The organism is Streptomyces sp. NPDC111520, assembly GCF_055635295.1.
The window spans coordinates 1-21,273 of the sequence record NZ_JBVKBW010000031.1; the positions used below are offsets into that span (position 1 = coordinate 1).

Annotated in this window: 15 protein-coding genes and 2 pseudogenes; 8 read left to right on the plus strand and 9 right to left on the minus strand. The window is 68.5% G+C overall.

Features of this window, described 5'->3' with window-relative positions; translation table 11 throughout:
* Positions 1-266 precede the first annotated feature (266 nt).
* Together ACZ7MY_RS39870 and ACZ7MY_RS39875 are read right to left on the minus strand one after the other, a co-directional pair.
* Positions 267-1,085, minus strand: coding sequence for a GNAT family N-acetyltransferase (locus ACZ7MY_RS39870; protein ID WP_499610456.1), 819 nt, complete (start codon positions 1,083-1,085; stop codon positions 267-269).
* A 378-nt stretch (positions 1,086-1,463) separates the two neighbouring features.
* Positions 1,464-1,634, minus strand: a complete 171-nt coding sequence (locus tag ACZ7MY_RS39875) for a hypothetical protein (protein WP_499610458.1) — start codon at positions 1,632-1,634, stop codon at positions 1,464-1,466.
* Between the two features lie 761 nt (positions 1,635-2,395).
* Between ACZ7MY_RS39875 and ACZ7MY_RS39880 the strand changes: the two genes are divergently transcribed.
* Entirely contained in the window at positions 2,396-2,809 is a 414-nt protein-coding gene (locus tag ACZ7MY_RS39880) for a hypothetical protein (RefSeq protein ID WP_499610460.1), read from the plus strand.
* Positions 2,810-2,987: 178 nt separating this feature from the next.
* On the opposite strand, the gene ACZ7MY_RS39885 is transcribed toward ACZ7MY_RS39880, so the two are convergent.
* The 3 genes and pseudogenes from ACZ7MY_RS39885 to ACZ7MY_RS39895 form a co-directional block, all read right to left on the minus strand.
* Positions 2,988-5,264, minus strand: a complete 2,277-nt coding sequence (locus ACZ7MY_RS39885; protein ID WP_499610463.1) for a GNAT family N-acetyltransferase — start codon at positions 5,262-5,264, stop codon at positions 2,988-2,990.
* 1,058 nt (positions 5,265-6,322) lie between these two features.
* Positions 6,323-6,856, minus strand: a pseudogene (locus ACZ7MY_RS39890) (transposase); the annotation flags it as partial.
* Positions 6,857-7,117: 261 nt separating this feature from the next.
* A complete protein-coding gene (locus ACZ7MY_RS39895; RefSeq protein ID WP_499610465.1) occupies positions 7,118-9,139 on the minus strand; it encodes a SpoIIE family protein phosphatase in 2,022 nt (673 codons plus the stop codon).
* Positions 9,140-9,894: 755 nt separating this feature from the next.
* Between ACZ7MY_RS39895 and ACZ7MY_RS39900 the strand changes: the two genes are divergently transcribed.
* On the plus strand, positions 9,895-10,119 hold the full coding sequence (locus tag ACZ7MY_RS39900) for a hypothetical protein (RefSeq protein WP_499610467.1): 225 nt from the start codon (positions 9,895-9,897) through the stop codon (positions 10,117-10,119).
* 496 nt (positions 10,120-10,615) lie between these two features.
* Here the strand turns inward: ACZ7MY_RS39900 and ACZ7MY_RS39905 are convergent.
* Both ACZ7MY_RS39905 and ACZ7MY_RS39910 read right to left on the minus strand, forming a co-directional pair.
* A pseudogene (locus ACZ7MY_RS39905) lies at positions 10,616-11,165 on the minus strand (IS110 family transposase); the annotation flags it as partial.
* Between the two features lie 196 nt (positions 11,166-11,361).
* A complete protein-coding gene (locus ACZ7MY_RS39910) occupies positions 11,362-11,481 on the minus strand; it encodes a DUF3761 domain-containing protein (protein WP_499610592.1) in 120 nt (39 codons plus the stop codon).
* A gap of 417 nt (positions 11,482-11,898) precedes the next feature.
* Between ACZ7MY_RS39910 and ACZ7MY_RS39915 the strand changes: the two genes are divergently transcribed.
* The 3 genes from ACZ7MY_RS39915 (at position 11,899) to ACZ7MY_RS39925 (ending at position 15,274) form a co-directional block, all read left to right on the plus strand.
* The gene (locus tag ACZ7MY_RS39915) at positions 11,899-13,332 is read left to right on the plus strand and encodes an MFS transporter (RefSeq protein ID WP_499610469.1); all 1,434 of its coding nucleotides are present in this window, start codon (positions 11,899-11,901) and stop codon (positions 13,330-13,332) included.
* 142 nt (positions 13,333-13,474) lie between these two features.
* Positions 13,475-13,891 carry a hypothetical protein gene (locus tag ACZ7MY_RS39920; protein WP_499610471.1) on the plus strand — a complete coding sequence of 139 codons (417 nt, stop codon included), beginning with the start codon at positions 13,475-13,477 and terminating at the stop codon, positions 13,889-13,891.
* Positions 13,892-14,665: 774 nt separating this feature from the next.
* The gene (locus ACZ7MY_RS39925) at positions 14,666-15,274 is read left to right on the plus strand and encodes a type 1 glutamine amidotransferase family protein (protein ID WP_499610474.1); all 609 of its coding nucleotides are present in this window, start codon (positions 14,666-14,668) and stop codon (positions 15,272-15,274) included.
* 343 nt (positions 15,275-15,617) lie between these two features.
* On the opposite strand, the gene ACZ7MY_RS39930 is transcribed toward ACZ7MY_RS39925, so the two are convergent.
* On the minus strand, positions 15,618-16,208 hold the full coding sequence (locus ACZ7MY_RS39930) for a TetR/AcrR family transcriptional regulator (protein WP_499610477.1): 591 nt from the start codon (positions 16,206-16,208) through the stop codon (positions 15,618-15,620).
* A gap of 103 nt (positions 16,209-16,311) precedes the next feature.
* Here ACZ7MY_RS39930 and ACZ7MY_RS39935 point away from each other — a divergent pair, with 103 nt between their 5' ends.
* Complete coding sequence (locus ACZ7MY_RS39935; protein ID WP_499610479.1) at positions 16,312-17,013, plus strand: SDR family oxidoreductase; 702 nt, start codon at positions 16,312-16,314, stop codon at positions 17,011-17,013.
* A gap of 136 nt (positions 17,014-17,149) precedes the next feature.
* Positions 17,150-18,703 (plus strand): SpoIIE family protein phosphatase, encoded by a 1,554-nt coding sequence (locus ACZ7MY_RS39940; protein WP_499610482.1) that lies wholly within the window; start codon positions 17,150-17,152, stop codon positions 18,701-18,703.
* Between the two features lie 77 nt (positions 18,704-18,780).
* Here the strand turns inward: ACZ7MY_RS39940 and ACZ7MY_RS39945 are convergent, their stop codons facing one another.
* Positions 18,781-19,689, minus strand: a complete 909-nt coding sequence (locus ACZ7MY_RS39945; protein WP_499610485.1) for a LysR family transcriptional regulator — start codon at positions 19,687-19,689, stop codon at positions 18,781-18,783.
* A gap of 420 nt (positions 19,690-20,109) precedes the next feature.
* Between ACZ7MY_RS39945 and ACZ7MY_RS39950 the strand changes: the two genes are divergently transcribed.
* The gene (locus tag ACZ7MY_RS39950; RefSeq protein WP_499610488.1) at positions 20,110-21,270 is read left to right on the plus strand and encodes a CaiB/BaiF CoA transferase family protein; all 1,161 of its coding nucleotides are present in this window, start codon (positions 20,110-20,112) and stop codon (positions 21,268-21,270) included.
* Positions 21,271-21,273 lie beyond the last annotated feature (3 nt).

The following is a 21,273-nucleotide window of genomic DNA, read 5'->3' on the forward strand; positions in this document are numbered from 1 at the left end:
CCACCCCCCAGGTCATCCCTTCGACAGGGGGCAACAGTCATACCGGGCCCGGAGGCCAGCGGCCCTCTTGCAGGACCGCGAAAAAGATAACGGGGTGACCAGTCCAAGGTTCATGGCGTGCGAGCCGAGGCAGTTCACCGTGCGGGCTGCCGTTCCGTGCCGGTGACAACTATCTTGCGACAGGCCCAGCGCCCAAGCCCTGACCCGGCCGTGGGCGGGGGCGCCGGTGGCGAAGGCGCCGCTGTGCGGGACCGGCTGCGGGGCGCTCACACACCAGAGGGCAGGACCCAGTTGCGGCGCTCGTAGACCACCTTGAAGCCCAACCGGCGCATGTTGCGGAGCGAGGTGTTGTGTTCTCCCGGAGCTTCGGCGCCGGTCTCGGTCACCAGCCAGCGGCAGCCGGCCGCCTTGGCCGCCTCGGCGCGCGCCGCGAACAGCGCGGTCTGGCCCCCGCGGCCTCGCGCTTCCGGGGCCGTGAAGCCGGCGTAGCAATGGGCCGTCTCGGCTCCGAGGAACACGATGGCGCCGCCGACGATCTCCTCACCGTCCCGAAGGACGAACGTCTCCCATCGGTCACGGCCCACGACCGCGTCGATGACGGGAGCCAGTTCGTCGGGCAGTCCGAAGACCCTGTCCCGCAGGGCGCCCCAGCGAGCGATGTCCTGGGGACGCACGGTCTCGACCTTGAGGGTCGGCCGCGGAATCGCGGGGTCGTCGAACCGGGCGAGCACGGTGTCCACGTCGCCGGCGAGCTTCACCCAGGTCTCGGCTTCCGCGATGCCCCGCTCGGCGCGGATCGTCTCCCAGTCCGCCGGCAGCGCCTGGGGGGCGACGTACAGGTTGGTGGAGGCCACGCGCTCGGCGCGGTAGAAGGCGCGGATCTCGTCGACGAGGTCGGCGGTCAGCGGCTCGTCGTGGCCGAACCCGACCGCCTTGCTCCAGTACTTGGTGGGGTCGTTCCGCATCGCCGTCAGCGCCCCGCCCCCGAACCGGGCACCGCTGATACCACGTTCGGCCCGGAATGCCGTCGGCGCCGCGTCCACCACCAGGTCGTACAGTGAATCGGCTTCCGACTGATCGGCCATGGCACGTCACGTTCACAGAAAGAACCACCTTGGATCGCGCGGGGGCGGTTGAGCGTCGTCAGGCCCCGCAGCTGAGCGTGAGTCGGATGCGGCAGCACCGGCGCATCCGTTCCCCCGTCGATAGATTACGGTCGCAATCTTTACATACGCAGGCAAAGACTTACGCAAGCACAACCTTTGGGTTGGCAAAGTCGCCGGAACGCCCGCTACGGGGACACCGCGCCGCTCGGGCACGCTGCCACACGTACGGCGGCCGTCCTCGTCAAGCCGTAGGCCCGGGGTGAGGGTCTGCGTGATGCCGCCGCCGTGGTGCTGCTCGGCGGTGGGGTGGGCGGGGGGACACGACCGCCATGAGCAGCGGCTGACCCGCAGGCACGGTCACGCCGTTGAGGACTCCGTCACCCATCGCTTGCTGCTGATGTCGACGGGGCTGTTGTGGGAGGCCCGGCGTTGCCCCTCGATGAGGAGGTGGCCGGCGGGCACGTCGTGCACGGTGCCGTCGAGCCACAGCCGCACCTCGCTGTTGGGCAGTCCAGGCCGGGTGATCACGGCGAGGTGGTGGATGTCGCCCCAGCCGGGGTGGAGTCCGCCGGGCCGAACCCACGTCCAGGTGCCCGGGCGGATGTCGCCGGGCCCGGCCGGGGTGTGCCGGTAGGGGGCTGCTGGCGGCAGGCCCGACGGGGCTTGGCCGGGTAGTAGTAGCTCGGTGGGTAGTGCGGCGGGCGGCCCTTGGCGGCGTCGGCTGCGCGGGCGGCGACGGCTCGGCTGGGGTCTGGCAGCGTGGGCCGGGGTGCCAGCGTCGGAGGCCACGCGTCTCCCACCAGGTGGGGCTTCCGCAGCCGCACTGGCCGGGTGTCAGGTATGAGGCGGCGGTCTCGCACGGCCAGGGCGCGCACTGGCGGGCACGTCCAGGTCGCTTCGCGGGTCTGCGGGAGGTGGAGGTCGGGGAGTCGGACGGGGCGCATCGTGCTGTCCCTTCCTTCGGGGCGGGGGAAGTCGATCGGGCAGGGAACCGGTAGAAGCAACGTGCGGCTTGGGAGCTGCTGCCCCCGCATGTGGCCGACTGGTACCGAAGGGGCCGGGGATGGTCTGGCCGCACAGCAAGGCCGGGATCGTACCCGCCCATTGGGGGCCCTGACCGCGCCAAGCAAGCCCCGCAACCCCCGTCCCGGGCAGCGACGCGAGGCGCGGCGGCCGTCGAGGGCTACGCGGTACGGCAACGGCCCCGCAGCCCTGACGCGGTGGCGCAGGGGTGCGGGGCCGTCAGTCACGAGTGGTGGTACGCGGCTGCCTGGTCGGCGTCGACCGTGGTGGACGGCGAGCAGGCAGCAGAGCTCAGCGCGCTCCGCGACAAGCTGTCGAACCGGTTGGACGAGGTCGCGGCAGCTACGGAGTCGATCGGATGTGACCCGGCCAAGGCGAGCGAGCTCTCGCTTGTGGCAACAGACGTGATCAAGAAGGCTGCGTCAGCGGCTCTGGCTGGCACGCCGGAGCAGGAGCACGCCACGTACTTGTGGCGGATAGGCAGCGGCCACGTCCACGGACATCCCTACACCCACTACCTCCAACTTCGGACGGGTGACCTCACAACGGACGCGGACGGCCGCCTCTGGGGCCGGAACACCGCCACGATCACCGAGGTCGGCCTGGCTGCGTCAGCGGTCGTCCCCATCACTGTGCGCGCATGGGCGCTTTACGACCAGCGCCGGAGCAACCAGCTCTAGCTAGAGTCGGCGGATGACCCTCTACTTCGACCCCGTCCCACTTCTCGGCGACGACCGTATGGCGTTCCGCGGGCTGAGCCGGGCCTTCCGCGAGCCCTGGAACCGCCGCGCACACTCAGCAGGCGTGCGGCACCAGGCCATGGCGCCAACGCGCGGGCCCGAACCCCCGGCAGAGGGTTCAGGTCGTCAGGTAGGTCCAGGTCTCCACGTGACGGAAGCCCAGTGACTCGTAAAGGGGGCGGGACATGGGCGAGTTCTGGGTGAACGCGAGCTTGACGCCGGCCGCGCGGGCATCATGCAGGCGCGTCAGCACGAGGGCGCGGTAATAGCCGTTGCCGCGGTGCTCGGGAGGGACCGAGCCGTTGAACAGGCCCACCCAGTCACCTGCCACGACGTTGTATCCAGTTGCCGCTGTCGCGCCGTCACGCTCGACAACGTAGGCAGTCATGCCGGGACCGTCGAGCAGCGTAGGGGCAGCCAGCGCGGCCGCGACCTCGGCGGGCATTTCGAAGCCCCGCGCAAGCGCATCAGCGTAGCCCCGCGGGTCCGTGCCGGAGACCGTGCGTACGACGGCCCCTTCCGGCAGCTGCGGCGCAGGCAGGGTGACGTCGTCCGTGAGGGCGAGCAGGGGCAGCCGAATGGTGTTCGTCAGTCCGTGTTCGGCAGCGAAGGCGGATACTTCCGCGGAAGCCTCGCCTCGAACCTTCACCGACCAGGGCAGCTCCAGCCCTGCCAGCTCTCCGGCGAGCTTCGCGGCTTCCGCGATGTCCGGGTGGCTCTCAAAGCTCAGCCCGTTCATAGTCGCAAGCGGCATCCTACTGACCAACAGCCGGGTCCCGGCGGCCCCATGCCGTATGTACCCTCCCGGAAACGCTTCGACCAGAGCCTCGGCCACATCGAAGAACGCCTCGACAACCTGATCCGCGTGTATCCCCTTCAGGCCCGTTCGACTTTTCTCCTGGCCTGATCCGCCCCCTTGCGTCACGGCAACAGAGGGGGACACCTTGATGTTGTGGTTGATCCGGAACATGTTGGTGGGGTCGTAGGTCTTCTTCGCGGCGGTGAGGCGCCGGTAGCGTTCGGCGCCGTAGACCTCGCTCAGCCGTTGCGGGTCGGTGGCTTCTTCGACGGAGAGGAAGTTGACCATCCTGCGCCTGTCGGCCCAGGGCTCCATCGCGTTCATGACCTCGTCGAGCTTGCCGCCGAAGAACTCGGCCTGGTCCGGGCCGCCCACACCGAAACCGAACAGGACGAAGGGCAGTCCACGGCTGGAGACGGCGTTGGGTACCGCGGGCTCGCGGTCGAGCGCACCGCCCAACATGCGGAGCTCGACGCTGACCAGAGGGGAGTCCGAGTCGGGGCCGAGTAGTTCGACCAGCTTGTCCGCCGCTTCGGCGGGGAACTCACGGAGCATGGTGGTGCGGTCGAAGTAGGGCATGGGTGTCGGGGGGTCCATGTGGAGGGCGCCCGTGGCGGTGTAAGGCATCTCGCCCACGGTGTCGATGAGCGCCGGGGCGGCGGCGCGCAGGGGTGCGATGAGCCGCTCGCCCTCGGCCGCCGGGCCGAGGTGGGCGATCCGTATGTGCACCACGAACGCCCCGCGCAGGGGTTCGGGCAGTTCCGGCAGCGGGGGCAGCCGTTGCACAGCTACCGAGGAGGACATCTCCTCCGGCATCCCCGACTGCCAGGTACGCCAGGTGTGGAGGACCTCGGCGAGTCGTTCGCCGGGGAACCAGATGCCGCCACCGTAGAAGTGGGTCAGCGGGAACAGGTCGAATTCCAGTGCGGTGACAACGCCGAAGTTGCCCTTGCCGCCGAGCAGGGCCCAGAAGAGTTCGGGGTCGCTGTCGGGCGTGACGTGGCGCAGTTCGGCATCGGCGGTGACCACGTCAAGGGAGCGTACGTGGTCTGCCGCGTATCCGTGGAGGCGGCCGAGGACCGGGCTGAGTCCGCCGCCGAGGGTGTACCCGGCGACGCCCACCAGCGGGGCCGAACCGCTCATCGGGGCGAGTCCGAAGGCGGCGGCCTCGTCGATCACCTCTTGCCAGATGACGCCGGTCCCGACGTGTGCGCGTCGTTCGGCGGCGTCGATGGCGATGCCCTTCATGCGCCGGGTGCTGATCAGGATCCCGCCCCGGGCGGGGGTGACCTGCTGGTGTCCCGTGGTCTTCACGGTCACGGGCCGGCCCTGACGGGCGGCGAAGTGGACCGCCGCCCGTACGTCGGCCGCGCCGACGGCGCCGACCACCAGGGCGGGCTCCAACGGGACGTTGAGATTGTAGATCCGGCATTCGGCCTCGTAGCCCTCGTCGCCAGGCAGCAGAACCGGGCCGCTCGTCAGTGACGCCAGTTCTTCTGCCTCCGTGGGCGACACTGGTGCGAACGCATCTTCGAAAGTCATGGGGTCCCTCGTGGCATGGCGCCGGAATGGACGGACGGCAGCCCGCCGAGTCATTCCGCGCCTGTGAATGTTTCCGCATGGGTGCCGGCCGCCACCCCTGGGCGGCCCGACCGGTCCATGCAATGTATTACACCAATAATCTAAGTTGCCGGTGGTGTCCGGTCCGTGGACGTCAGGCACGCCCGCGCCGAAGGCCGCCCCGGACGGGACCCCCTCGGAGGCAATGCACGGCGACGGGTGCGGGGTGGCCGGCGAACCGACCGTGCTCGCCTACCCAATGCACGCGCCCGAGCCGGCCACGGCCCCGGCCGCACCGCCGGGAGCCGCCCTCGGACCGCTTCTCGGACGGACCCGGGCGACGGTGCTCCAGGCACTGCGCGAGCCGGCCACGACCAACTGCCCTCGCCGAGCGGGTCCAGGTCTTGCTCGCGGCGGCCAGCCAGCACGCAGGTGTGCTGCGGAACGCCGGACTGGTGACCACAACCCGGATCGGTACCGCCGTCCTGCACACCCTCACCCCGCTCGGCGCGGCCCTGCTGTCGGGCGAACCGCCCACGGCGTAGCCAAGCCACGCCCGCAGGGCAACATCTGAAACGTGCCACGGCAGGCTGTCGCTGTTCGACGACGGAGCCCCCTGGCACACGGCGGAGGTCCGAGGCCGAGACGCCGACCGAAGGTGACCATGCCCACGCTGGGCACCGGCTGGCTCTCGCTGCAGGTGACCGGCGCGAACCGTTCCGGCACGTCAGTGACGGAGACGGTCACCGGGGCCACCGTGTCGGCTGCCCGGAGCAGTGGTCCGGCTCCGCCCCGGCCTGGCCCCACTGGCCGGGACGGATAGCGAAGTGGCCTTGCCACTCCAGCCGCGTTGAGGACCACACCGAGGCCGAGCAGCCCGAATGGTTCCCACTCGGCCCGGCCGCCGACCGTCGGGCAGTGCAGGCCAGTGGCCCCGGATGACCGTCTGTGTCGCGGTGTTGCCCCGTGTGTCCGAGGCGCGGAGCCACAGCCTACGAACGCGGCCTTCCGCGGGGTGTCCAGCGTCACGTCACGGCGCCGCCCTCCAGGTCCCACGTGGAAAACTCGGCCGCCGAACCGAGTGTAGGCGGGCCTTGGCCACCTTCGCGGACCTTCTGGGTCAGCGCGTCGACCCAGACGAACGCATAGGGTCCGGCGTCCAGCGGCCGGTTGCGGAACGCGGCGACCTGGTCGTCCAAGTGCTTGGACATGGCGCTGACCTGGGACTTCGACAGTTGCGTGAGGCCGAGGGACTCGGCGAGTTTCTCGACCCGGCGGGTGGAGACCCCGAGCAGGTAGGCGGTGGCGACTACCGAGATCAGGGCCTGTTCGGCCCTGCGGCGTCGTTCCAGGAGCCAGTGCGGGAAGTAGCTGCCGCTGCGGAGCTTGGGGATGGCCAGCTCGACGGTGCCGGCCCTGGTGTCCCACTCGCGCGGGCGATATCCGTTGCGATGGTTGACGCGTTCGTCGCTGACCTGCCCGTATTCCGCGTTGCAGAGGGCATCTGCCTCCGCGGACATGAGCGCGTCGGCGAACGTCTTGACCATCGCGCGCAACAGATCCGGACTCGCCGCGGCGAGATTCTCCTCGGCGAGGGCGTGCAAGGGCAGACTGTCAGGTGCGGTCATCGTGCTGATCCCCTTCGAGGCTTCGACACTTCGAAGATCAGCCGGTGGCCGTTTGTCCATGCGGGCACCAACCCAGACGCCGGAGCAAACCCCCGCATCAGGTCCAACCCGTTACACCACTTCCAAGGACGCAACCTCGGGCCGTCGATCACAACACACGGCCCCTTCACGTCGAGTGCGCAAGGTCACCGCGGTGCCGGCCAAGGTTCCGGCCTGGTCGAGGGTCAGGTGCACTGACACATCATGGGAGAGTGCGCCGTGTCAGGCATCAGCGCCATGGGCAGCTGGCATCGGCAATTCGAACCACACGGTCTTCCCCCGTCCGCTCGGTGAATTGCCCCATGCCGAAGCCAGCGCGGAAACAATGACCAGTCCTCGTCCCCCCTCGGCCTGGTCCTCATCGCGGGGAACCGTTACGGGCTGCGCGAGATGCGGATCGCTGTCACGGACCTCTACGCGTATGCATTCGGGATACTTGTGCACGTAGACGTATACGTCGCTGTCACCGTGTACCAGGCCGTTGGTGACGACTTCCGACACCAGCAGTTCCTCATCGTCAGCCATGGCCGACAGCTCCCACCCCGCCAACCACTCCCGCACAAGTCTGCGCGTCCGCTCGGCTCCTAGCAGATCGCGCCGGTGGATCCTCAACTGCCGGACATTCTGCTTAGCTTCAGCCGAGGGCCCTTCGTAGACGACCAAGAGCAACGCGGCATCGTCGGAGCACCGCAGGGGCGACTCGCTGAAGCCCCTGATGAGCCGGTCGCCGACGGACTCAAGATTCCCCGGGTCGTCGAAGGCCACGCTCACCACCTCGTGGTCCACATCTCCTCCGAGGCCGGCCAGACCGTCCGTGTAGAAGGCGAGCAACGTACCCGGCTCGAGTTGCAGGTCCATCACCTCGAAGGTCGCCTCCGGGTCGATACCGAGAGGCATGCCCGCTTCGAGAGAGAGGAGGGGCATCCGGCCGTCAGGCGTGCGCATCAGAGGCGGTGGATGCCCGGCGGTGGCCATCTGCGCCCTGCCGGTGTCCGGATCGAGCCAGGCGCAGCAGCAGGTGGCGAAGAGGTCCGTTTCCAGGCCGATCAGGAGCTGGTTCGCCCGGGTAAGGACGACTCCAGGATCGTGTCCTTCGGTCGCGTATGCGCGCACGCCGCTGCGCAGCTCGCCCATCACCACTGCGGCGGCCGTGTTGTGACCCTGGACGTCCCCGATCACCATCATCACCCGGCTGTCGGGGAGCATGATGAGGTCATACCAGTCTCCCCCGAGTTCGATGCCGCTGGTCGCCGATGTGTATCTGCTGGTGCTCACCACTCCGGCCGGCTGGGGCAGCACGGGTGGTAGCAGCGCGTGCTGCAGGTCATCAACCAGCGCGTGCTGAACGTGGTGCATCTGGGTCCGTTCTACCGCCTGACCGACTGCCGTGGCCAGCGCTGTCAGCGTTCCCTGCTCGGCGAGGATGTCCCTGCGCTCGGCGCCGAACGCCATGGCGAGGGCACCCACCGCCTTCCGCCCGGCAAGGAGCGGCAGGACCATCCAGAAGGACTCCTGGTCCGACAGCGGCTCGGGCAACCGGCCGGCTGTCAGTGCATCCCGGGGGCCGTACAGCGTCGGCCGTCGTCGGTCCACCGCCTCCGTCTCCGGCCTGCGCTGTGCGAGCAGTGAGCCATTCAAGGTGCGGATGAATTCCCTTGCACAGCCCGAGGCACATGCCACGCGAAGCCGATCTCCATCGACCAGGCTGACGACGGCGGCTCGGGCCTGGAACCCGTCCAGCACACGCTCCATCGACATCTCCACGACGTCTCGGGTGTGAACCGTCGTTGCCAGGAGCGTGGCGAGTTTGTGTAGGTGGTAGATGAGGGGAGCGGTTGATGAGGTCATGCTTTCGGCGCCCGCCCCCTGACCCTCTACGGTGACCACGTGCGGTACCGGGGGCGGGACCATCGATGTCCCATGATCGGCCAACCGGTCCAGGTCGCGGGCCAGCGACGAGGCCGCGACGGCCAGTCGCTCCTGCTCCGACTCGGCGATCTCGCCACCTACGGGCGGCCAGAACGCCGCGAGCGTCCCGAAGCGGCGGGTCGGCGAGAAGAGCGGCGCGGCCGCGGCCTGCAGTGGGAAATGTGCGTAGGCTGCCAAATGCGGGTGGCCTGTCATGAAGTCCACCTGATGCGCGGTCTCCACATGGCCCGACTGCCACGCCCGTGACGACGGGTAGGTGCTGTCATCCAGGGGTACATGTTCGGGCGCTCCGATTCCCATGGCGGTCACCGCCACGACAGCAGCATGCAGATGCGGGGTGTCCGCCACTTTGAGGTAGACCGTCGCGGCCGATGCGCCCAATTCGGCGACAACGCTCTCGGCCGCCGATACCAGCAGCCGTTCTCTATCTCGCGTTGCCGGGTGTAGACAGTCCCAACCCGGCGGGATGGGCCCAACCTGTTCCATCTCTTTCGCCGCCCGACTGCCGTTGGCGCTGCTACTCGCTTATTTTACTACCGCCGCCCTGACCTTCTCTGATTCTTGTCCCGACCGCCGGCCCGCCGGCGCTGCTGTTCTCAATCGGCTCAAGCACGGACGTCGAGAGGAATCTTCTCGGGCGCCGAGCGATCCTCGGCGCGCTCGCGGCGCGGCGTGCCGCGGTTGCGGTGACCCACAGTGACCTCGCGCTTACGAGCCCGTGCGGGCCTAGGCCGCCGAGCGCAGAGAAAGTGTCGCCGAGGAGTGCACGCTGACAGCGCTGGCCATGGCAGTCGGTCGAGAGAAAGTGTTCCGCCCCGTCCCGGCAGGTCCAGCGCCTGGCCTTCCTGGCCGCCGCGTGCCCCGGGGCCCGGACCAGCAAGCATACGAAGATCGGACTTCTTTAAGGGCACTCGTGCGCACCGCGGAAAGCCTCGTCCGCCCGAGCTCGTGCAGGCCTCTACCGGAAAGAGCACGATGCGATCTCGCTGGGGACACCAGGAAGGAGGGAAGACCCGCCGGGCAGGGATTCACCGTTGTCGAGGAACAAAGCCTAATCCAGGCGTGTCCTAGTGCCGATTGCGCTGTTGATCACGGGCATGAACACACTTCCCGATGACTCGCCGGCCTCGCTCCATCCACGCGTGGTCTTCGTAGAACTGCGGGGGCCGGCGCAAGAGGTTGCAAAGGTGCAGGCGTGGATCGAGGAACGCGCCCTGTACTGCGACGCCGCAACCGTCGGCGTATTCGGTGACCAGGCCACGTGCCACATCAACGTTGTCGTCGATCAGGAGTAGGCAACGCTCCCACCATCGAAGCCAGCGCCCTGAGCGGGAAACCACACCTAGGTTGCAGGGGGGCGGGCAGCATTTGCGGTCCGTGTCCAGGGTTGCTGCGGGCCCCTCCTCTGCGGCGCAGTGACAACCTCATCGTACGGACTTCCAACTGACACGCCGCCCATGCGCGGCGGCGGTTTCCCGGTCCCGGGCCGCCGCCGCGGGCGCACGCGGGTCAGCGGTTGGTGGACTCCAGTGCCGACGCGGTGTAGCGCGCGCCGCTGACTTCCCCGGGCGGCAGATTTCAACTTCCATGTGGCAGTCGTGACCTTATGAGATTTTGCATGCGGGTCCGCGGCGCTTGGCCGGTCGAATCCAGCGGGCATGGTGCTGGTCATGAGGGGTGGTTCTCCTGTAGTGCCAACCCGGCGAAGCGGGGCGGGCGTCTTACCAAAGGCTGGTTGAGAGGGGAATGCGGGCGGCGGAGATCTTCTTCTTCGCCCGGGTAATCCGGGCAGCCATCGTCTGTTCCGACACCAGCAGCGCCCAGGCGACATCCGGTGTGGGCGCCCGCACACCAGGTGCCGTCGCCGACGGTGACCAGCAGGACTGCGGCGGTCCTGACGCCGACGCCGGGCAGTGACGTCAGGACCGGGGAAAGAGGGTGGGCCTCCAGCAGGTCGCTGATCCGGGCTTCCAGGGCGCGTCGTTGTTTGTGGACGGCCGTGAGTTGGCGGGCCAGGGAGGGGACCACGATGTCGAGGGTGCCGGTGCCCGGAACGCCGACGGTCTGCTCGTCGAGCGCGTCGAGGACGTCGTCGATGAGCCGGTTGGCTATGCGCGGGGCCTTGCGGCGGATCAGCTCGACGAGTCTGCGGCGGCCGGCTTTGCGGAGGGCGGCCGGGGCCCGTGGCGTTCCAGGAGCCATGTGACGGCCTGGTGGTCCAGGCGGGGCCCGAGGACGCGCTCGAGGGAGGGGGGAACTGGGTGAGCAGGCCGCGGATGCGGTTGGAGGTGCGGGTGGCTTCGGCGGCGAGGTCCTGGTCGAAGCCCCCGAGCACGGTGAGCGACGGAGCCCGCGTCCGGCACGGGAGGGTCTGTGAGTGCGGAAGACGTGGAAGTTTCGCAATCGGAGTCGCGCGCGGCTGGGAGCGTCCCGACGGCCGCACCGTCGTGCTCCTCGATGAAGACCTGGCCGCTCGCGGCGAACAACCGCTGAGACGGCACGTGCAAACGTGTGTCAGGCCAACCTCGACTGCTGGCTCAGAAGTGCAGGGTCACAAAGCGTGTTGCTGGAACCACGCCGCCGTGGTGCGAGCACGCGCCCTGCTTGCCGATAGAAGACGAGATCCAACCGTCAGCACAACGAGATGCCGTGGGCATCTCTACCCATGCCACGGCTGTCGGGGTGCTGATGACGTGTTCGACCGCCTCGATGACGTCTTCGCCGAAAGCAGTCGCGGTGGGCTACGAGGATCGGGGCAGCTTCGCCGGCATGCTCCCGCTTGGGTGGCATAGGCAGCTCTGACGTCAGCCTCCGTGGCTGCAGGGTCCTCCCCGGGGCCTCCTGACAGATCGCCGTGCTCCTTGTTGATCTCCATCCCGCTCTCCGTGTTCGGCATGCACCATCGGCGGAGCGTAAAGGTCGCATATCCATGCGTGCCGTATCCGGTCGGTGAGCCGCGGTCAGCCACCCGGGTGACCTCCGGTGGCGATCAGGGGCAGCTTGGCGCGGCAGATTGATCCACTGCGAACTGTTGCCTTGACTCCGTGCACGTGGTGACCAACGGTTCTTCCCGGATGCCGCAGCCTTTGGGAGCGGTCCTGGACGGTGCGGCGATGTCGCGGCTGCACATGAGGTTCTGGCTGCTGGCCGGGCTGGGGATCCTGCTCGACGGGTTCGACTTCTTCATCATCGCGGTGGCGAACCCGCTGATCGCGAAAGACTTCGGGGGCAGTGCGGCCGAGCGGGGACTGCTGTCGGCGGCGGCGATCGTGGGGGCGGTGTTCGGTGCGGCGCTGCTGGGGCCGCTCGGCGACCGCATCGGGCGGAGCCGGATCTTCAAGGTCGACCTGTGGCTGTTCGTGGTGTTCTCGGTGGCGTGCGCGTTCGCCTGGGACATCTGGTCGCTGATCGTGTTCCGGCTCCTGCTGGGTGTCGCGGTGGGGCTGGACTACCCGATCGCGGCGAGTTACGTGGCGGAGATCCTGCCCTCGCGGAACCGGGGACGTTGGCTGGTCGGCGCATTCAGCCTGCAGGCGGCCGGGATCGTGCTGGGGGCGGTGGCGGGTGTGGTGATCCTGCTGGTGCTGCCGGAGACGGGGTCATGGCGGCTCATGCTGGGCTTCGGGGTCCTGCCGGCGCTGTTGATCATCGTGCTGCGTCGGAACGTACCGGAGAGCCCCCGGTGGCTCGCGCAGAACGGGCGCGAACGCGAGGCCTGCGAGATCGCGGAGGCCATGACCGGGCGGCGCTGCCATGTGACAGAAGCGGACCGTGCACGGGGCGAGCCACCGCCGGAAGGCCTGAAGGCTTTCGCGCAGCCCCGGTTGTTCGCCAAGCGGCTGCGAAGGCGGACGGTGTTCACCGCCGTGCCTTGGTTCCTCATGGACATCGCGACGTACGGGGTGGGGATCTTCACCCCTACGCTCCTTGCGGGGCTCGCTCTGGGCGGCGCGAACGCCACGTTCATCGCCGAGGACATCGCCTCGACCGAGGGCACGGCGCTGCTCGACGTCTTTCTGGTGGTCGGTTTCGTGCTGGCGATCGTGCTGGTGGAACGAGTCGGGCGGGTACCGCTGCAACTCGCCGGCTTCGCCGTGATGGCCGTGGCGCTGTGCCTGCTTGCCGTCGCCGAGTCGCTGCCCGGTGGCGGCAACGCCCACCTGCCCCTGGTCTTCGTGGGCTTCGCCCTCTTCAACACCTTCATGAACCTGGGCCCGAACGCCACGACCTTCACCCTCCCCGCCGAGGTCTTCCCCTCCGACGTGCGGTCCGCGGGCCACGGCTTCGCGGCCGCCTGCGGCAAGCTCGGGGCGGCGCTGGGGACCTTTCTGTTCCCGGTGGCGCTGGATGCCGTTGGGACTGCCGTACTGCTGTACGCCGTGGCCGCCACCAGCGCACTGGCCTTCATCGTGACGTGGGCCTTCCGCATCGAGCCCCGCGGCCGCTCGCTCGAGGAGCTCTCCGGCGCCGACACGGCGACGCTCGCACCGCGCGTCACCCCGCCATGACGGCCGGGGCGCCCGGTGGCCGCAGGAACCTGCGTGCAGCCGGGCGCAGCTTGTTCAGTTCCACTTTTCAGGGCAGTACACCTATGAGGTGAGGAAAATGGGCGAACGCGGATGTAACACATCCTCTGTCGTCAAGGAGACGGTGGCGCATCCCCTGGACACCATGAAGTCCACGGCGCAGCGACTGCCGGGGGCGGGCGCGGTCAAGGGGGCCTTCGACGGTGTGCTGGACACGGTAGGGGTGGTCTCGCCGCGCACGCGACGGGTGGCCGCGTACACCGGGGCAGGTCTGCTGGGCATCGCCGGAGTCGTGGAATGGCCGGTGGCGGCCGCCGGGGCGGCCGCAGTGTGGCTGACGCAGCAGCGGCCGGAGGCGAAGCAGGCCCAGTCGGTCCAGGACCAAGCCGGCGCACAGACACCCCCGGCGACGGGCATGGCAGGGCAGGAAGCGCCGGAGACCAAGGACTCGATGGCCCCGCCACAGTCGCGGGTACCGGCCGCGCCGCACGGGCAAGAGCCGATGCCTGCGTCGCAGATGAAGGAGGCATCCGGAGCCTGACAGGCCCATCGTCGACTGGGCAGGAAAAGACACGCCAGGCGGTCCGGCCCGCTCATCGCTGCCGAGACAGCGGTGATCGCCGCATTGGCTGCTGCTTCGCCCCTGTGATCGTCGGCCAAACGGCCTTGGCGAGCCCGCCCGGCTGGGGCCCGGGCCTCGTGGACTACTCACACGGCCAGTCGGGCGGACGTCTCCAGCAGTGTGGCCCTGCCCCGAGGGCTGAATCCGTTCCGCATTGGGCGGGGCCACAATTCCAGGATGCTCCTCCGACCACGGAACCGGGCATGGCCGACGTCCGGATGGTCGGCGGGCGGGACCGTCAGCCAGAAGATGGACGGGCCAGCCGCCCAGAGGGCGGCGAAGTCGCAGCGGAAGCGCAACGTCCCGGTCCGGGTGAGCAGGTCGAGGCGGCGCTTGACGGTGGAGGCGCTGAACGGTGGCTGCAGGGTGGTCCTGGCACCACAGCTGACGTGGGTGCGGACGGCGCGGACGGTGTGGGCCGGGTGTGCTGCGGGCGGGGCGAACGGCCAAGGTGCGGCATGTGCCGGTGCTCGGCTGAGGGCTCTCACCGCACGCAGTGGCCATCCGGCAGTGCCTCGTAGACTGGGACACCGCCGAAGGTCAGCTGGCTTCTTCCGATTGCCGATGTCGACCGGAACGCGCTGATAGGTGAAGCGGTCGTCCGCCCATACCCCGATCGTCATCATGGCCGCGGACACTTCCCAGCTGGTGTGATCTGGACACAGGGTTGGCGCCCTATGCGAAGGAGTTGTGATGCAGGTAGCCGTGGTCACTTTCGACGGGTTCAACGAGCTCGACAGCTTCATCGCTTCCGCGCTGATCAACCGGTGCCGCAAGGATGGCTTGGAGGCTTACATCACAACGCCGACGCCGGTGGTCACGTCGATGAACGGCGTCGAGGTGACCGGGCAGCGCCCGATGGACTTCGTAAGCGAGGCTGACGTCGTACTCATCGGCAGCGGAGTCAAGACGCACGACGTGGTCGCCGACAACCGATTGCTGTCGATGCTGCCGCTCGACCCCTCGCGCCAGCTGATCGGTTCGCAGTGCTCCGGCGCACTGGTGCTGGCGCACCTTGGGTTGCTGGGTGACATGCCGGCTTGCACCGACATGAAGAGCCGGCCTTTTGTCGAGGCCTGCAGCGTCACCGTGCTGGACGCGCCGTTCCATGCCGAGGGGAACATCGCCACGGCGGGCGGCTGCCTGGCGTCCCAGTACCTCGCCGCGTGGGTGATCGGCCGAACGCTCGGGGAGGACGCCGTGCGCGACGTGATCGGTTACGTGGCTCCGGTCGGTGAGAACCAGGAGACGGTCGAGCGCGCCATGCGGGCCGTCCACGCGGGCGAGGTCGCACTGCACTGACGCTCCGCGACCCGCTGGAGGAGCAACAAACCAGCGGTTTCACCATGCTGCCGTAGAGGTGGACGGGTGCGGGGCCCCTTTCGCTGCGTCCGCGGCGTCTGGTCGCATCGCGACGCTGGACCTGCCGGGCGCCGCCTCGAGACGCCCACTGCTTCCGGTCCAGGAATTTCTTTGGCGGGCGCAACCCGCGACCTTTGCGGGAACCGCTCGACACACGGCAGCGCACCGGGGTCTCGGCGTGAGCGGCGGCCCGACGAGCAGTTCCATGCCTGCGCAGGGCCTGTCAGGGCTCCGATTGCACTCGGCTGCTGCGCTGTCCAAGAGCCCGGCAGCGGCTGAGCCCTCAGGGCATTCCCGCTGCGTCCAGCAGGGCCGTGGCGGTGGCCATGGCCAGCCCGCCATGGTCTTGGGCCTGGGCGACGGCGCGGGAGCTGGAACCGTCGAAGGCGACGGTGAGCTGGCGGGCCAGCGTTTCGGGGTCATGCGCGTCGCCACGCCGGGCCTGTTCACAGAAGAAGTCGGTGAGCGCGTCCTTGTAGCGTCGGGCCACCACCCGGGCGGGTTGGACGGGATCCTTGAGTTCGAACGCGGTCGCCAGGAAAGGGCAGCCCAGGTAGTCCGGTGACGCCGACATCGACTCGAGCCGCTCGAAGACATACATGATGCGATCACGCGATGGCAGGTCGGCCTCGGGGGCGGACAGTAGCCGGCCCAGATAGCGGGAACCCGCGCGGTCCAGGCTGGCCGCCAGGACGTCGTCCTTGCTGGCGAAGAGCTGATACATCGACCGCTTGGAGACTCCAGCCGCACGGCACAGCGCCTCGACGCCGATGTTCACACCTTCCCGGTAGAAGAGCGCGGCCGCGGCGTCCAAGAGCCGTTCGCGGCTCGGCGTCGCCGCGGGCTCGGACGAGGCGAATGCGGTCGAAGTCATACGCCATAGGCTACGCCGCTCCTTGCCACGGCGAAACCGATCGGTTTACGGTACGGAAAACCGATCGGTTTCCGACATCGGCCGTCACGCTGGGAGCAGCTTCATGACCGCAATTGCAGGTTCGACCGTTCTCGTCACCGGGGGCAGCCGAGGCATCGGCAAGGCCCTGGTCGAGTCCCTGTACGCCCGGGGCGCCAAGAAGGTCTACGCCACCGCCCGCGATCCCCGCAGCGTCACCCACCTCGGCGCGGTCGCACTGCCCCTGGAGGTCACCGACCCCGCGTCGGTCACCGCCGTCGCGGCACAGGCACAGGACGTCACCATCCTGATCAACAACGCCGGCGGGTCCGTCGGGGCATCGTTCCTGACCTCCCCGGTGGACGACGTCCGCCGCGAGTTCGAGACCAACTTCTACGGCCCCCTGCAGATGACCCGGGCCCTCGTCCCGGTCATCGTGGCCAACGGCGGCGGCCACCTGCTCAACGTGCACTCCGTCCTGTCCTGGATCGCTCTCGCCGGTTCCTACAGCGCCTCCAAGGCCGCGCTGTGGTCCCAGACCAACTCGCTGCGTCTGGAGCTGAAGCCACGCGGCATCAATGTAACCGGGCTGCACGTCGGCTATGTCGACACCGACCTGGCGGCGCACGTCAACTCTCCGAAGACGTCGCCGCAGAGCGTCGCGGAGCAGGCCCTGGACGCGGTCGAAGCCGACGCTTATGAAGTGCTGGCCGATGAGCGTTCCCGCCAGGTCAAGGCAGGCCTGGCAGCCGATCCCGCCGCTTTGTACCCGCAACTGGCTCTCTGACGAACGAGGCCAGTCACCCAGGGGGCGCCCTCGTGGAGGGGCGGCGCCATCTGGCGGGGCCGGTGGAAGGGCGTCTGGTCCGCCGGCGTTTTATCGTCATCGTGTAGGAGTTTCCTCGCCGAACGAGGTCGGTGAGATGGACACCGTGGATGGGGCATCCGCCGCCAGCACCCCGGCCCTCGCTGGAGGTCCGGCAGCTTTCGTGGTGGACGCCGCGGGGCTGGTGTCCGGGTGGAGTCCAGCGGCTGAGCGTCTTTTGGGCTACGCGACAGCCGACGTCGTGGGCAGACCGGTGAGTGAGCTGTGCCCGGTGCTTCCGTGGGGCTCCCTCCAGCAGCTGTTGCTGGCGACGGGCACCGCCAGCACTCCGTGGCTCTCCGCCGTCCTCATGCATCGGCACGGTCGTGCTGTGCCGGTCGCGCTCATGGCCTGTTCCGTGACATCCGCTCTCCAGGGCAGCGAGCAAACGGTGATCTTGGCAGCCGCCGGTCCGCTACCGGAGATCTCCGAAAACGAGGCGGTGCGGAGCTGGCTTGACCACCACGAGCACCTTGCAGCGGTTGGCCTGAGAAGGCGTATGGAGACCGTTGATGCACCGGACCACAGCGCGGCTGAGATCACCCGGTCGTACCTGCCTGCCCGCAGCGGGACGGGGGTGAACGGCTCGTGGATCGACGTGGTCCCGCTGTCCGGCATGCGTGTTGCTTTCAGCGTCGGTGACGTCTCGGTCTCCGGCGTGCAGGCCACCGTCTGCATCGGGTTGATCGGCGCAGCCGTCCGGGCCCTGTCGGAACTCGACCTCGCGCCCGAGGAAGTACTGGCCCGGTTGGACGACATCGTCTCGCGCTACGCCGCGGGCGAGCACAACGAGTGGTCCGTGTGGTTTGTGGAACGCCTGGTCGGCGCGACGTTCCTGTACGCCGTGTGGGACCCGGTCGAGCGGCGCTGCGTCGTGGCCAGCGCCGGCCATCCCCCACCCGCGGTCGCCGACCGAAATGGATCCGTCCACGTCCCCCAACCGCCCGGCAACAGGCCCTTGGGCATGGGCGAGCCGGTCTTCGAACCACTGGACCTCGAACTCGCCGAAGACAGCACGCTGCTCTTCTACACGGGCAGTCTGGTGCGCGCATGCGGCACGAACGACGGTGTCCCCCGCCTCCTGCGCACGGCCGTGCAGCGCAGCGGCCCCTCGGTCGAGGAGGTCTGCCGGAGTACCGCGGACGTCGCGGCGCCGCTCCTGGCAGCCGTCGACGACCTGTCGCTCCTTGTCGTTCGGACGCGGGCGCTCAGCGACGATCAGGTGGTCACCTGGAAGCTCCCACGCGACCCTGCCGCCGTCGCCGAGGCTCGCTCTCAGGTCACGCGGCAACTGCACCTGTGGGGGCTGGGTCACCTTGACTTCGCCACGGAGCTGATCGCGAGCGAGCTGGTCACCAACGCCATCCGCTACGGTCGTGAGCCGATCCGGCTGCGGCTGATTCGCGACCGAGCCCTGATCTGTGAGGTGCATGACGGCAGCAGCACCTCACCGCACATCCGCCGGGCGAGCACCACCGACGAGGGAGGGCGCGGCCTGTTCCTCGTGGCTGAATGCTCGCAGCGCTGGGGCGTGCGCTACACCGGACAGGGCAAGACCATCTGGGCCGAGCAGGCGCTTATGGCTGAAGCCGCTGCGGACCTCCCGCGCTAGCCGGGCATCCTCAATCGGCGCCGAGGGGTGCACGCAGGAGCGTTGCGGGCTGGGCGTCCTCGGGTGTCCGGCCCGGCTCACATGTGGAGCGGGTCGGCAAAGACCTCACGGGCGGCATCGATGAGTTTGTCGAGGTCCCCTGCAGCTGCCCGGTCATGCCGCCAGATCAGGGCGGTATCCAGTCGGGGCTCGAAATCCGCGAACGGCAGGACTTTCGTGTTCTCCATCGCGTAGCCGTGCATGGGGCTTTCCGCGTGGAGTATGGAAAAGTAAAAGGCCAGCCCTCCGGAAACTACTTCGGCAATTCCGTCATAGCCTGTGTCGGTGAGCTTGATACGTTTCTTGACCCCTCGTTCAGCCATTTCCCGGTCGAGTAGTTCGAAATAGGTGGGCCTGATCTCTCTGGGGGAGACGACGAAGGAAAGGTCGCTGAGGTCGGCCAGGGCCACGCAGTCCCTCCCGGCGAACCGGTCGGCGGGCACCACCGCTCCCAGCCGTTCCGACAGGACGGGCAAGACGTCCAGTACGGGGTCGTTGATCGGCAGCCGGGCCAGCGCCAGCGCGAGTCTGCTCTCGCACACGCCTGCGATCAGGGCCTTGGTGCTGCCGGGCCAGGTGAGGAGTTCGCACCACTCGCAGACACGCTCGGCGAGCATGGTGACCTGTTCCCTGATCCGCGGGTGCACCCCTGGAGGGATGCCCACGAACATGGTGCTGCGCACCACACCGGACGCCTCACGGAGTCGCCAGGGAATGGAGTTGACCCGCTCCAGAACGTCCCGCGCGATCGGCAGCAGCGCCTCACCGGCCGGCGTGAGGGTGACGTGGTGCGTGCTGCGGTCGAAGAGCCGCTGGTCGAGCTCACGCTCCAGGTCCCTGATCCGCTGACTCAATGGCGAGGTGGCCATGTGCATGCGACGGGCCGCCGCCGAGAAGTTCAACTCCTCCGCAACCGCAACAAAATATCGCAAATGGAATATCTCCACCCCAACACATTAGCCTGATCCGCCGGTCTGAGCCTGCACGACTCTGCGACCCCAAGGGCGGGACGCGCGCCACACCGGCCCGGCCGCGGCCCCGCCAGTCCGTTGGTTCACCGCCACAGGCCCAAAATAAATGCAAAGGAATCTGCTTCTTGCGAGAATCTAAAATGCATGGGCCAGGCAGCACCATTAAACGCCAAATTTCCAAGACGGCGCCCGAGAACGGGCTGCTCGCGTGGCGAAAGACTTCCTGCACCGGCACACGCTGATGGAGGGCCGTACATGCCACTTCGCACCGGAAGCGCCCCCATTCGGTGTGACCGCTGCGGTCACACCGATGTCAGCAATACGATAATTCCGCTGCCTGCAATGTGCGCTTAGCGTTTCTTTCGTATCCGGCAAAAGCAGCGAAAGGACGCGCCCATGGCGGAATCGCACTCCCCCGGACCGCTCGACGGGGTGCGGGTCATCGACCTCTCGACCGTGGTCATGGGCCCGTATGCGGCCCAGATCCTGGGAGATCTGGGTGCCGATGTCATCAAGATCGAGTCACCCTCGGACTCCCTTCACGTGGGTGAGTACCGCAACACGCCTGGCATGACCCCGTTGCACCTCAACGTCAACCGCAACAAGCGGAGCGTGGCGCTGGACCTCAAGGACGAGGCCGAGCACGCCCAGGCCCTCGCGCTGATCCACGCCGCCGACGTCCTGATCACCAACATGCGCCCCCGCGCACTGGCCCGCCTGGGCATGACCTACGACGACCTCGCCGTCGCCAACCCGGGCCTGGTCTACGCGCACGCCGCAGGCTTCCGCGCCGACTCCGACCGGGCCGACGCCGCCGCCTACGACGAGACCGTGCAGGCCGCCTCGGGACTGGTCGACATCTCCAACCGCGCCCTGGGCACACCGCTCTACCTGCCGTCCATCCTGGCCGACAAGGTCTCGGGACTGACCATCGTCTACAGCGTGCTCGCCGCCCTGGTGCACCGGGACAGGACGGGTTCGGGTCAGCAGATCGAGATCCCGATGGCCGACACCCTGATCACGTTCAATCTGGTCGAACATCTCGCCGGGCACACCTTCGATCCCGCGACGGGCCCCACGGGCTACCCGCGGTCGCTGTCGCAGCACCACCGGGCGCGGCGCACCAAGGACGGCCTGGCCGCCGTGGTCCCGTACAACCCGCACAACTACCGCGACTTCTTCGCCGCCGCCGGCCGCCCGGACCTCGCCGCAGACCCGCGCGTCAACGGCCCCGCCCTCAACATGGCGGACGTGGACGACCTGTCGGACCTGGTCGACGAGTGCGCCCCCGCGCTGACCACGGCGGAGTGGGCCGAGGTGTGCGCCAAGCACAACATCCCGATGGGGCCCGTGCTGGAGCTGGACCACTCGCACCAGGACCCCTACATCCGCGAGGGCCACTTGCTGGAGACGGTCGACCACCCGACCGAGGGCCCGGTGCGCACGATCGGAATCCCGGTGAGGTTCTCGGCCACGCCCGGCTCGATCCGACGCCTTGCCCCGGTGCCCGGACAGGACACCGCTGAGGTCCTCGCCGAGCTGACGGACGCCGGCTGAGCC